The organism is Candidatus Poriferisodalis sp., from assembly GCF_965208925.1.
In the GTDB taxonomy this organism is placed as follows: domain Bacteria; phylum Actinomycetota; class Acidimicrobiia; order Acidimicrobiales; family Poriferisodalaceae; genus Poriferisodalis.
The window spans coordinates 2817600-2830184 of record NZ_OZ242364.1 but is presented as its reverse complement, the minus strand read 5'-3'; the positions used below and the strand labels follow the sequence as shown (position 1 = coordinate 2830184).

Sequence of the window (12585 nt, the reverse complement as noted above, 5' to 3'; positions counted from 1 at the left end):
TGGTCAGTCCGCTGCCGCGGGCTCGAAGCCGACTTCCTTGCCGCGGTTGATGCTCACCCAGTCGCGTGCTTCGAGGTACGGCCTGAAGGTGTCGAAGATTTTCTTCTCGTTGCGCGGCATGTGCTGGATCTCGTACAAGTGCGGGAATTCCAGCCAGCCGATGACGAGTTCCCACATGCGCAGCGCTGCTTCGCCGGTGGGCGGGTCGAGCAGCACCGGTCCGAAGATCGCCGTGTCGCCGAAGTACAGCGTTGGCACGCCGAATCCGCCCGAATCGATGACCCGCTGGTGCTCGGCTTTGATCTCGTCGTGGGTGCTCTGGTCGTCGATGGAGATCTCGACGATGCCGGGATCGGCGCCGATCTGTTGGAGCAGGTGCCGCGCCACGTCGGGATTGTGGGGACGGTTGCCGTCGACATGAAGAGCCTCGCCCGACGCCGCGTACCACCTGTCGAGCAGATCCATCGACTCGCGCCGCAGGATCGCCCCGATGCGCATCATCGACCAGCCGTAGCTCCAGTCGCGCTCCCAGGGATGTTTCTTGCCTTCTCGCAAGTTCACCTCTTCGAGGCTGAAGAACTTCCAGTTCACGGTCAACCCCAATTGGTCGCGCACATCGCGCATCCACAGCGAGGTCTGGTATGCCCACGGGCACATCACGTCGAAGTGGAAGTCGACCTCGGTGGGGCCGTCGTAGGTCTCAGGAGTGATGGTCATGAGATCCCCGCTCAGCCGCGGCCGTGGCGCAGCAGGCGGCCCGGGGTTGCGCCGGTGCATTCGCCGGACTCGAAGGTGATCTCGCCGTTGACGATGATCTGGTCGTAGCCCTTGGCACGCTGGACCCGGCGCCATTCGCCGCCTGGCAGGTCGTGCTCGACGTTGCCGATCCACGGCGGGTCGATCTCGAGCTCTTCCATGTCATAGACCACCACGTCGGCAGCGGCCCCCTCGCGCAGCGTGCCTCGGTCCTTGAAGCCGGCAGCGTGGGCGGCCAATGCCGAGAGCCGGTAATGCGCTTCCTCCAGCGTCACCGTGCCCTCGTCGCGCACCAGCCAGGTCAGGAAGTCGGTGGTATAGGAGCCGCCGCTGAAGAACTTGGTGTGCGCGCCGCCGTCGGAGACTCCGGGAATGGCGTACGGCGACTGCATCATCTCGCCCATGAACTCGGCGTTCGAGCCCTTGTCGGGACCCAGGAACTCCACATTGAGGTCGCCTTGCAGGGACAGATCCAGCATGACCTCGATGGGGTGCTTGCCGTGTTCCTCGGCGAGATCGCCGACCGAACGTCCGACGTACTGCTGCATGTCGGCCTGGCGGTTGACGCCCTGGACGATCAGGCCCTTGGGATTGCCGCCCACGCCTGCCTGAATGACCTGCAGCCGACGATCGGCCTCCTCGGCCTCGTCCACGAGTGCCTTGCGCAGCTCGGGATCGGACATCTTTTCGATCTTCTCCTCCTTAGTGCCCGTGGTGACGGCACGCCAGGCGGGGGAGGCGTCGTAGAGGTTCCAGTGCTCGAGAGTGAAGGCGAATCCGGCGCGCCCGGTCCCGCATTGCGCATAGATCGGCAGCTCCTGGTTCCAGCACTTGTCGATCCAGCGCAACGGGCGTCGATGCACCTCGGGATCCTTGCGGGCAGGTGCGACCACGTTGTGCAGGATCGGCCGCCGCGCTGCGGCCGCGAGCACCTCGAGGAACTTGATGTCGGCGCGGATGTCGCCGGTGCCTTGTGTGATCTGAATGAAGCCCTCGTCACGTTCCGCCAGCACGCGCGCCAAGTTCAGGATGTCCTCGTCGCACATGATGTCGGTGACCATGGGGGAGCCGTCATAGTCGGCCTGCACGCTGTCGGGGCCAAGGCGCTGGATGGAGAAGCCGCAGAGCCCGGCGTCCATGCCCTCGTGCAGGAGGCGGGCCATCTCCTTGCGCTCGGCTTCGGATGCCGGCTCGCCGGCCTTGGCCTTGTCGAGGCCCATGACGTACGTCATCAGCGATGCCGTGGGCATGTACTGGATGACATTGACCCCCTTGGGGGCACGGTCCAGCGAGTCCAGGTACTCGGGGATGGTCTCCCAGTCCCATTCCATGCCCAGTCTCATCGACTCGTAGGGGATCGCCTCGGTACGAGTCATGGTGAGCATGGAGCGGTCGCGAAACTCGGGCTTGACCGGCGCGAAGCCGAAGCCACAATTCCCGAGCACCACCGAGGTCACGCCGTGGTAGCCCGAGATGGTGCACCACGGATCCCAGCGAATCTGGGCGTCGTAGTGGGTGTGCAGGTCGACAAAGCCGGGTGCCACGATCTTGCCGGTGGCGTCGATCTCCCGTTCGGCTGTGCCCTGCGGGCGGCCGCCGAGCTGCGCCACCTTGCCGTCACGGATCCAGACATCGCCCTTGTAGCGAGGCACACGAGTGCCGTCGACGACCGTCCCGCCCTTGATGTGGATGTCGAACTCAGCGTTCATGGCATGCCCCCGTGCTGCTCGGCGTGATCTGATCGCGACGGTTGCAGTCGGGCCAGGTGCCCATGCAACCGTCTTCTCACGCTACCTGTCCTGCTGCGGCCCTGCCGGGACGCTGCCACCTCTCTGTGGACGTCGAATCATAGGCTCCCGCCTCGTTTGCCGACCCTCCCTGAGGCAATGTTCTTTCTCTCACAGCATCTCAAGCACATTGCCGCGGCCATGGTCTGTGTGTCGGCAGTAGCCACCGGTGCCTTGATCTTGGCTGCTGCCAGTCCGCCGGAGGCAGGCCCCTCGACGTTGCCGATGAGGCCGTCCGAGCAGCGCAGCCCGCTGAAATCAGCACATGCAGCCTCGGGGGCTCTGCGCAGCCCGGTGACAGCGCCGCCGGTCATCATCGAAGCCGGTTTCCCGACGGCGTCGCCGCGGAGGGAGGGAGTGGAGGCCAATACTGTTGCCGAGCATCCGAATCTGCCCGCCTCGCCCATTGCGAGCGCATACCAGCTCGTCGAACCGAGCCAACAGTTCCGTCGCACGGTGGCTCCAGGAGTGTCATTGGCCTGCGACCGCTACCGATCCCAAGTACAGGACGTGGGGGACTGGGACCCCGACGTCGTCCTCGCGCTGATGTGGCGAGAGTCGCGCTGCACTGAACACCTGGTATCCGTGACCAATGACTGGGGACTGCTCCAACTCAACGCAACCTGCTGGGCAGGAAAGGGGATCGACCGGCTGCCCAACGTCACGCGGCTGCCCGACGGTGTCACAGCACCGGAACTGCGTTGCGACGGCGCCACGACCGCCACGCCGGCCGCCCAGTGGTGTTTCATCGCCAAAGAACAAGGCCGCCATACGGGTCATCGACCACCGTCGCCATGTGATGCGTGGCTGACATCAGAGACCAATCTCCAGGTGGCACACGACATGTGGCTCATCCGGGGATGGCAGCCCTGGTGTTTCAACGACAGGATCCGGGCCACGCCGGCCTGCGAAGCCGCCGCCAAATCGCCGAGTCCGACGCAGAAGACGGGGTAGCAGCCGACATCCGGGCAACGGGGTCGGAGCCGAGCCGCCCGATTCGGTACACGACCGAGTCAGCCCAGGAAACTACTAACTTGACATAATGTCTATTATCGGCGTTTCGAAACCACCACAGCACTGGCCACGAGCCCCAGTGGTGGCTCGCTCCGGACTAGATGTCGAGGGCTTGGCCGTATGCCTGGCTGTGCTTCACGATGAACTTGCGGCGGGGCTCCACTTCTGAGCCCATCATCACCTTGAAGGCTTCTGCTGCACGGGACTGCTCCGCTCGTGCCTCGCCCAGGCCGATCCTTCGCAAGACACGGGTGTTGGGGTTGAGCGTGGTCTCGAACAGCTCGTCGTCGTCCATCTCGCCGAGCCCCTTGAACCTGGTGAGCCGGTAGCGACGCCCGGCAGCGCCGAGTTCGGCCACGAGTGTCTCGCGTTCGGCATCGGAATAGACGAATCGTTTGTCGGCACCGATGGTGAACGCGTGCGTCGGCGGCTGGGCCGCATAGACCCGACCGGCCTCCAGCAAGGGGCGCATGTAGTGATACATGAGGGTCAGCACCAGGCAGCGAATGTGGCTGCCGTCAACGTCGGCGTCGGCCAGCAGTATCACGCGCTCGTAGCGGCACGAGTTCGCATCGAAATCGGGCCCAGAACCCGCTCCCAGCGCAGTGAACAGGGCGGTTGCCTCGGCATTGTCGAGCACCGAACGCAACGTGCCCTTGCCGGCGTTCACCACCTTGCCCCGCAGCGGCAGCACTGCCTGCCAGGCGCTGTCACGAGCCCGTTTCGCCGGGCCGGCTGCGGAATCGCCCTCCACGATCAGCAGCTCGCCCTCAGGATGCAGCCGACAGTCAGCCAGCTTGTCGGGCATGCCGTTGGTGCCCAGTGCTGCCGCCTTGCGCCGCTGGTCGAGCGCCCGCCGGGATTCCACCCGGTTCACCACGGCGTCAGCCAGCTTGTCGATCAGCGCCCGTACGTGAGTCTTGCGCGATCCGGGATGGCTGCCGTCGAACCACGCCCGCAGCCCCTCGCGCACGACGTTGGCCACGATCCGTTGCACCTGCGGCGTGCCCAGCTCCCGCTTGGTCTGGCCCCGGAACTGCGGTTCGGCAAATGTCGCCCGCACCACTGCCACAAGGCCCTCCTGGGCGTCCTCCCGCTGCGCCCGGGCGTCGTCCTTGAGGCGTCGCAGCTTGCGAGGATCGACCTCGGCCAGCGCAGAGTTCACCGCCGTGGTGAGCGCTCGTTCGAACCCGGCGATGTGGGTGCCACCCTCAGGGGTCGGAATAGTGTTCACGAAGCCGACGATGCGAGTGTCGTAGGCGCGGGTCCAGCGAAGCGCTATCTCCACGTCGCACTGGCGCTCGACGTCGGTCAGCTTGCCGTCCACCGGTACACGTTCGGTGAAGGATTCCGCGCCGGTCAGGCGGATCAGCCCGGTCACCGGCTCGTCGTTGCCGGACAGCACCTCGACGTAGTCGCCCAAGCCGCCGCTGGAGACGATCTCCTCGACCACCGCTGGTTCCCGGCGGCGATCGGCGATGCTGATCTTGACCTTGGGAACCAGGAAGCAGACCTGGGTGATGCGCTCGCGCACTTCGTCGAAGTCCACAGCGGCAGCGGGGTCGAAGATCTCGGCGTCCGGCCAGAACCGCACACGCGTCCCGGTGCGGCCCGACGACACCCGCCCGACCCGCTTGAGCTTGTGGCTTTCGCGGAATCGGCCGGCGCTGTCGGTGTGGCCGGCCCTTTGATTCTTGAATTCGAGGCGGTGCGTGGCGCCCTTGCGATGCACGTCGACTTCCATCCGACTTGAGAGCGCGTTGACCACCGAGGCGCCGACGCCGTGCAGTCCTCCTGAGGCACCGTACGCGCCGTTGCCGAACTTGCCACCGGCGTGCAGCTCGGTGAACACCACCTCGACGGCGGTGGTGTTGTCGTGTTTGATGTCGATCGGGATGCCGCGGCCCCGGTCGACCACCTCGTAGGAGCCGTCGCCATGCAGCGTGATCTCGATCAGCTTGCCGTGTCCGGCGGCGGCCTCGTCCACCGCGTTGTCGATGATCTCCCACAGCAGATGCGTCAAGCCGCCCGAGCCGGTGCCCCCGATGTACATGCCGGGGCGCTTGCGCACCGCTTCGAGACCTTCGAGCACCTCAATGGAACTCGCGTCGTAGGCACCTTCGCGAGGCACTCCGCCGGCGGGCGGCGACGTCTCGCCCGAATCGGGGTCGGCGGCGTCTGCCATCGTGAGCGACTGTCCCTTCGAGGTTCTGCGGGTCGTCGATGACGCCGATGGTGCCATCAGAACCGGTACTCCCCCAACGACAAAATGCGCTGGGCCGTCCGCTTGGCCGGCCCGTTGCGCCGGGTCGGCGAGATGTCGGGTCGCTGCGGCACCGGATCGGGTGAACCGGTGCCGTCGTGGGGGGCCACGACCGCCGCAAGCTGGCGGTTGAGACCTACCCATCCGTAGACGATCTGCGTCTCGAAGCCGGCCAGCTTCACCGTCGGCGAGCCTGCGGTGCCCCGTCCCCGCGACGGCACGTCCGAAATCTCGGTGACCTTCGCAGCGCCCTCGTCGGTGACCAGCACCACCAGTGCCCCGAACGACACTGCTGCGGCGGCCAGGACAGTGGCACCGGGTCGCAGCTTCATGCCGGTGACACCGGCGGCGCCGGGGCCCCGCACGGTGAGCGCTTCTGCCCCGAATCGGAGCGCATGTCCCGTCGTGGAGACCAGAGCGATCTCCGAGCCGTCGGGAGCATCGAAGGCGGCGATGACCCGGTCGCCGTCGCTCAGCGAGATCACGGTATTGCCGCTGCGCACCGAGGCCAGCGAACCGGCGTCGAGCCGCTTCGCTATGCCAGCACGCGTCACGAGCGCGATCGGCGCGGCGGCATGACCGAACAGCGCAACCGGTTGCTCGCCGCGCGCCAGCGAGAACATCTCCCGCACTGGTGCGCCGCGGCTTCCCCGCAGCATCTCGGGAATCGACCGCACCTCGGTGCGCAAGACCCTCCCCCGGTCGGTCACCAGGTGCACTACGTCGAAATCTGAGGCCGTCGTTGTGGCCACCAGCACGTCGTGGCGACCCGGTTTGGCGTTCAGCGGGTCCTCTTCATGGCGGCGGCCCAGCAAGCCCGAAGTGGACAGCGTCACGAGGCTGGTGCGCTCATCGGAGGAAATGTCGCGTTCGAGATCGAGGGTGCCGTCTGCTCCCCCCTCCCCCATCGCGGCCGCGAGGGTCACGATGTCGTCGCGGTGGCTGATCTCGGTTCGGCGCGGCGCCGCGAACTGCTCGACCAGCTCGTCCAGCTCCCGCTCGACGATCGTCCGCCGCCGTGCGTCGGACGCCAAGATCTTGCGGTAGCCCTCGATGGCCTCCCGCACGTCGTCGAGCTCATCGCGCAGGCGCTGCGTCTCGAGTGCCGTGAGCCGCCGCAGCTGCATGTCCAAGATGTGATTGGCCTGGATCTCCGAGAGGTCCAGCCGCTCCATCAGCTCGGCTCGTGCAGACGCCACGTCGGCTGCGCCCCGGATGATCGAAATGACCAGGTCGATGTTGTCGAGCGCGACCAGCAGTCCCGCCAGGATGTGCTCCCGTTCGGCTGCACGGTCCAACCGGTACTGCGTCCGGCGGGTGATGACCTCGAGGCGGTGCGCGACGTAGTGCTCGCACAGCGCCAGCAGGCCGAGCTGGCGGGGCACCCCGTCCACGAGCGCCACGTTGTTGATGCCGAAGGTGTCCTCCAGCGGGGTCAGGCTCCACAGCTCCGAGAGCACTGCGTGGGCATTGACGCCTGGCTTGGTTTCGATCACCAGTCGCAGGCCGTGCGTCCGGTCCGAGAGGTCGTTCACCGCCGCCACGCCCTCGAGGCGTCCATTCGAAACCAACTCTCGGACCTTCGCCTGCACGCGCTCGGGCCCGACCATGTAGGGCAGCTCGGTCACGACGATTCCGTCGCGGCGGGCAGTCAGCGGCTCGATGTGGGCTTTCGCCCGGATGCGGACCGTTCCGCGGCCCGTCTCGTACGCCTCCGCCAGGGAGTCATCGACGATCACGATCCCGCCCCCCGGGAAGTCCGGGCCCGGAATGAGGCTCATCAGCTCAGCCGTCGTGGGCTTGGGACGCCGCTGGCGCAGCACCAGCTTCAGCGCTGCGCAGATCTCTGCCAGGTTGTGCGGGGCCATGTTGGTGGCCATCCCGACCGCTATGCCACTGGCGCCGTTGACCAGCAGGTTCGGCAGCAGAGCCGGGAGGCACTCGGGCTCGAGGCGCTCGCCGTCGAAGTTCGGCACGAGGTCGACGGTGTTCTCGTCGATGCCGGTCACCATCGTCATGGCCGCTGGGCTCAGTCGGGCCTCGGTGTACCGGTAGGCAGCAGGCGGGTCGTCGAGACTGCCGAAGTTCCCTTTCGGTTCCACCAGCGGCACCGACATGGCGAAGTCCTGGCCCATGCGCACCATCGCCTCGTAGATGGCGCCATCGCCGTGGGGGTGGTACTTGCCCATCACCTCGCCCACGACCCCAGCCGACTTGCGGAACGGAGTGCCTGGCCGCAGCCCCAGATCGTCCATCACGTAGAGGATCCGCCGCTGCACCGGCTTGAGGCCGTCACGGACGTCGGGAATCGCCCGGGCCGTCGTGACCGACAACGCGTACGGCATGAACGAGTCACGCATCTCGTCGGCGACGTCGATCTCGTGGATCTCGCGTGCGATCGTCGTCGGTGCAGTTGGTCCGGCCATTGTCGGAGGCCCTTTCAGGGACTGGAGGAGTCGCTGGGCGAGAGCGGGTGTGCGCGCGCCAGCAATGCCGGGTTGCAGCAGTCGTATTGGCGCATCCCGGCGGCTGCTTTCGAGAGTACGACGCTGGTCAACCCGCCTCAGGGAACTTTCCGGTTGCCCCGGAGATCGAGCGCTCGCGGATGTCTCGTTGCGCGCCGTCGCGGTGCCGCCAAAGCGAAGGCACCCCACTAGCCTGCCGCGAGTGTTGGTGAAGGCGCCGTGAGCCGTCGCCTCGAAGTCGAGTTGACCAGCCGGCGTGACGACGGCTCGTGGACATGGCGCGCTGCAGGCGCAAAGCAGCCGAAAGGCGTGCTCGATGGCGATTTGCTGCCAGCAGGCGCCGGCGAAGGCGATGTGCTGCGCGTGGACGCCGAGTTCGAGGTCGACGGCATCTTCGTCACCGAGGTGCTTCCGCCCAAGGCCCGTAGCGGCAAGCCCCCTGCCGAACGCATCGAGCTGATCGGCCCGCCCGATCGCGGTGCAGGAACGACCACGACCAGGGTCAACCGTGGTCGTGACGGCCGCAAGAGCAGCGGCGGCGGAGGAGAGCGAGGTCGTGGCCGCAGCGGCGAACGGGAATCACGAGGTTCCCGGAGGAAGCGCCAACCTGAGCGTCGGAGCCGCGATGGCGCCGCTGACTCCAGCGGGGACAAGCCCCAGCAGCGCAAGCGACGTGACGGCGACGGCCGTCGTCGGCGCGACGGCGGCAAGCGACCGGCGCAAGGTGCCGAGGCCCAGAAAAAGCCCGATACACCCGAACGTCCCCCGCGCCCCAAGGTGCGCAAGCTCCGCCCTGGTCGCAAGCACCGAGATGCGCTCATCGCTTCGCTGCCGGCCGAGCAGCAAGTCGTGGCGGAGCAGGTGGTGCGTGGCGGCCTGGCTGCCGTTCGAGCCGAGATCACCGAGCAGAATCGCAAGGCAGCAGCCGACGGTACGCCCGAGGTGCCCGCCGAGGGTGTACTGCAGCTCGCGGAGTCGCTGATCGGACCGGTGCAGATCGCGGAGTGGCGCGATCGCGCTGATGCCGCCATAGCCGGCATCGAACGAGTCGACCTGCGCGACCTGCGCTCTGTGCTTGTGGCCGCCGAGGACTATGCCCGCGACCCAGAGGCACGGGAGCTGGCCGAGAAGATCCGGGAAGGGCTCAACGAACGCGTCGAGCGCAGTCAGCGTGAATGGCACGACGAACTGCGGACCACACTGACCGAAGGGCGTGTCGTGCGAGCGCTGCGCCTCAGCTCCCGCCCCCCCAAGGCGGGAGCACCGCTTCCTCCCGAGATCGCGCAGGAGCTGACGTCGCAGGCCAATGCGGCGCTGGGCACCGGAGCTTCCCAGCAGCGAATCGCCGTCGTGCTCGAAGCGGTGGCTTACTCCCCGGTGCGGCCCTATGTGGTGCTGCCTGCCATTCCGGCCGAGCCGACCGACGAGCTGCTCGAAGCCGTGCGCAAGGTGGCGTCTCGCCTGCCCGAGGTGGCTGCTGCCCTCGGCATCGACCCGGCCGAGGCGCGCCCGCGCAGCCAATCACGGCGCGGCCGCGCTCGCAGATCCAAGGCCGATCCGGCGGAGACATCCGAAGAGAGCAGCGACATCGAAGCCGCCGACGCACAGGCCAGCGATTCAGACGGCGAAGACGTGACGGTCGAGGAAGTCACGCATCCCGCCTGACAGCGGGACGGCACCCGACCTGATCTCGTCGAAGCCCACGAAACGGGCATCGGCAGCGTCGTCGCCGGGGACCGGCGTCGCATCGGCTGAGCACTCCACGGCGTAATCCAGGATCACGAAATGCAGCTGCTCGCTGATGTGCTCGGTCACGCCAACCAGTTCGCCGCACCGCACCGCCAGCCCGGTCTCCTCGGCCAGCTCGCGTTCCACCGCATCGCTCAGTCGCTCCCCGGGCTCGACGCGCCCCCCGGGAAATGCCCACAGCCCTTCCGCCGGCGGGCGGCCACGGCGCACCAGCAGCACCGATCTGCCGCGCACCGCAACGCCGCCGACGCAGACTTCGGGCACCGGCTCGCTCACGGCGTTCCGGGAGATGACTCGCTTGGAGACTCGATGCCAGGCGCCAGCTTTCGGTGCAGCACCAACAAACGAGCGGTGAAACCGAACGTCTCGAAGAAGTTCTTGGTGGCGCGGTTGCCCGGAAGTGCCATCGAGTCGACGCCCACGCAGCCCCGCTCGGCGCACCACTGCAGCACTTCGCCGATCAGCGCCTCCCCGACGCTGACCTCGCGGGCGCCGGGAGCCACATACAGGTCGGTGACGCATCCCAGCATCTCGCCGGTCTGCAAGGGCTCGACGGCAGCGATGGCGTAGCCCACCGGCGCGCCGTCTATCTCTCCGATCCACACCGCGCTGTCAGGGTGCTCGAGGGCCTCGGCAAGGCTGTCCTCGAACGGCCTCGTGCGGACCTCCCGGCGCGACCAGACCCAGCCGCCGCGCGCATCGACCTGCTCGGCCACGGCGTCGGACGCCATCTGCGCGAGCACCCCCACGTGCTCGCTGCCAGCAGGGCGGGCCACTACGTCCATGCCGTGCATTCCATCAGGCGCGGTTCACGGGGCCCGGCCTTCAGGCGGGCTCGGCAGATCGCCGTCGAGCCGTGGCTTCCTCGGCGCCCAGGCGTCCCAGGATGCCCTCGGACAGATCCACGTGCGTCAGCATCGCAGCCACTGCCCGGTGTCCTGCCTTGTCGGCAATCTGGCGGTACATCTCGGTCACGATCCGCCGGTAGTCATCGTGGCCTTGCGGCTGCGATCGCAGCTCGATCAAGTGCATGGCCTCACGAGCGTTGAACTGCATGCTGTAGCGCACGCGGTAGGCCATCGACACTGCGTACGACGCCTCGAGCGCTCCTACGGCCTCAGTGAGCGCGTCGTACAGCTCTGCCGACAGCTCCATCACCCCGTCGTAGGCCTCTCCCCCGCCGGCTGCATCCACGAGCGCAGGTACGGAGTAACCGTGCTGCGGGCCCAGCGGCTGCCATTCGATGGTGAGCAGGCGGTGGCGCTGGAGATCGCGGAAGCTGCCGTAGTCGGCGAGCACGTCGAACCGGTAGTCGATGCGCTCCAGCGCCCGGCCCGGCCGGTGACGCCGGTTCGTCCGCTCTCCGCAGTATCGCTCCACCAGCTCCATGCGCTCGGCCTCGGTCATCTGGTCCACCCGGGCGGCGATCTGCGGTTCTCCCAGCGACGTGTACGGGTACAGCATGGCCGTCAGCATCTTGTCCTCGCCGGACCGATCCCAATCGGTCAGCAGAACCTCGGGTACCGACTCCGGTTCGTCCTCGGAGAACAGGTCCGCGGCAAACTCCGACATCGCTAGCCGGTTGGCCTCGAGGTAGTCCGACCACACGATGCCCCGGTCGGGCTGGTCCACGCGTCGCAGGAACGACGGGATGACCTTGCGCAGCTCGGTCAGCATCATGTCGGCATAGCTGCGGGCCTCGGGCAACGGGTGCGCCCGCATCCGCAGCAGGAGCGCCTCGTAGGCCTGCCCGCTGCCGAAGATGCCGACGTTGGACAGGCTGGCCGACGGCAGCAGGCCCCTGGCCGCGTCGAATGCCTGCGCCCGGATAGCCCGCCGGCGGGCCAGGTCGCCGCCCTTGGCGGCGACAGAGGACTCGGTGCTGCCCTTGGCAGCGATCGACGACCCAGTGCTTCCGGCGGCGTCAGGATGTTCGGTGAGCCAGGCGGTCATACGGCGGACCATGTCGCCGTAGGCGTCGAACATGCGATCCACGTCGCCGACGAATCGCGTCCCCGCACGCGAGCCCATCACCCCTGGTGGCCGGTGGTACCGGTAGCGCCCCTGGACGCGCTCGTCGTAGGCGAGGTAGCGGGTGGACTGCTCGAGGTACGACATCAGCCGTCCTCGTTCGAGGATCTTGGTGAGCAGGTTGGAGGCTTGCTCGCAGGCAAGGTGCACGGCCCCGAGCTGCGCCACCGAGTCGTCGCCGTATTCCACGAACACTCGCTGGTAGAGCTGCTCAGCCCGCGCGACACCGACCGTGGCGTCGATGGTCTCGTCGCCGGAGATGTCGAGGTCGTCCACGAACTCGTCGAGCAGCAGTCGCCGCAGGCTCTTGTGCGTCCTGGAATAGCGGGCGAACAGTGCGCCCTTCACCACTTCAGGCAGATTCACGAGCGCAAACACCGGCTGGCGCAGGTTCGTCACGTAACGCCGCAGGATGTCCTGTTCGGCAGGCGTGAACGTCTCGGCGGTGTAGTGGACTGCCGGATCACCGGCAGGTCGGGTCGGCGGGGACACTGCGCCGATGGTATGGCCCGCACGACTG

General features: G+C 67.3%; 9 protein-coding genes. 2 read left to right on the top strand and 7 right to left on the bottom strand.

Annotation, left to right across the window (positions count from 1 at the left end; all coding sequences use genetic code 11):
* Positions 1–3: 3 nt before the first annotated feature.
* Positions 4–717, bottom strand: coding sequence for a DsbA family protein (locus ACOGI5_RS12435; protein WP_419864725.1), 714 nt, complete (start codon positions 715–717; stop codon positions 4–6).
* Positions 718–728: 11 nt separating this feature from the next.
* A complete protein-coding gene (locus ACOGI5_RS12430; RefSeq protein ID WP_419864724.1) occupies positions 729–2465 on the bottom strand; it encodes an N-acyl-D-amino-acid deacylase family protein in 1737 nt (578 codons plus the stop codon).
* Positions 2466–2642: 177 nt separating this feature from the next.
* On the opposite strand from ACOGI5_RS12430, the gene ACOGI5_RS12425 reads away from it, so the two are divergent.
* Positions 2643–3497 (top strand): hypothetical protein, encoded by an 855-nt coding sequence (locus tag ACOGI5_RS12425; RefSeq protein ID WP_419864723.1) that lies wholly within the window; start codon positions 2643–2645, stop codon positions 3495–3497.
* Positions 3498–3654: 157 nt separating this feature from the next.
* Here the strand turns inward: ACOGI5_RS12425 and ACOGI5_RS12420 are convergent, their stop codons facing one another.
* Both ACOGI5_RS12420 and ACOGI5_RS12415 read right to left on the bottom strand, forming a co-directional pair.
* Positions 3655–5742, bottom strand: coding sequence for a DNA gyrase/topoisomerase IV subunit B (locus tag ACOGI5_RS12420; RefSeq protein ID WP_419864722.1), 2088 nt, complete (start codon positions 5740–5742; stop codon positions 3655–3657).
* A 56-nt stretch (positions 5743–5798) separates the two neighbouring features.
* Positions 5799–8246, bottom strand: a complete 2448-nt coding sequence (locus ACOGI5_RS12415) for a DNA gyrase/topoisomerase IV subunit A (RefSeq protein WP_419864721.1) — start codon at positions 8244–8246, stop codon at positions 5799–5801.
* Positions 8247–8504: 258 nt separating this feature from the next.
* On the opposite strand from ACOGI5_RS12415, the gene ACOGI5_RS12410 reads away from it, so the two are divergent.
* Positions 8505–9950, top strand: a complete 1446-nt coding sequence (locus ACOGI5_RS12410) for a hypothetical protein (protein WP_419864720.1) — start codon at positions 8505–8507, stop codon at positions 9948–9950.
* Here the strand turns inward: ACOGI5_RS12410 and ACOGI5_RS12405 are convergent.
* The 3 genes from ACOGI5_RS12405 to ACOGI5_RS12395 are packed head-to-tail and all read right to left on the bottom strand — an operon-like array spanning position 9903 to position 12557.
* Complete coding sequence (locus tag ACOGI5_RS12405; RefSeq protein WP_419864719.1) at positions 9903–10310, bottom strand: NUDIX hydrolase; 408 nt, start codon at positions 10308–10310, stop codon at positions 9903–9905. The genes ACOGI5_RS12410 and ACOGI5_RS12405 overlap by 48 nt on opposite strands.
* On the bottom strand, positions 10307–10819 hold the full coding sequence (locus ACOGI5_RS12400; RefSeq protein WP_419864718.1) for an N-acetyltransferase family protein: 513 nt from the start codon (positions 10817–10819) through the stop codon (positions 10307–10309). The genes ACOGI5_RS12405 and ACOGI5_RS12400 overlap by 4 nt, the downstream gene beginning before the upstream one ends.
* A 40-nt stretch (positions 10820–10859) precedes the next feature.
* Positions 10860–12557, bottom strand: coding sequence for an FAD-dependent thymidylate synthase (locus ACOGI5_RS12395; protein WP_419864717.1), 1698 nt, complete (start codon positions 12555–12557; stop codon positions 10860–10862).
* Positions 12558–12585: the final 28 nt, after the last annotated feature.

Excerpts from the sequence above, each read along its gene's own strand:
- ACOGI5_RS12435 (WP_419864725.1), bottom strand. The coding sequence starts at position 717 with ATGACCATCACTCCTGAGACCTACGACGGCCCCACCGAGGTCGACTTC.
- ACOGI5_RS12430 (WP_419864724.1), bottom strand. The coding sequence starts at position 2,465 with ATGAACGCTGAGTTCGACATCCACATCAAGGGCGGGACGGTCGTCGAC.
- ACOGI5_RS12425 (WP_419864723.1), top strand. The coding sequence starts at position 2,643 with ATGTTCTTTCTCTCACAGCATCTCAAGCACATTGCCGCGGCCATGGTC.
- ACOGI5_RS12420 (WP_419864722.1), bottom strand. The coding sequence starts at position 5,742 with ATGGCAGACGCCGCCGACCCCGATTCGGGCGAGACGTCGCCGCCCGCC.
- ACOGI5_RS12415 (WP_419864721.1), bottom strand. The coding sequence starts at position 8,246 with ATGGCCGGACCAACTGCACCGACGACGATCGCACGCGAGATCCACGAG.
- ACOGI5_RS12400 (WP_419864718.1), bottom strand. The coding sequence starts at position 10,819 with ATGGACGTAGTGGCCCGCCCTGCTGGCAGCGAGCACGTGGGGGTGCTC.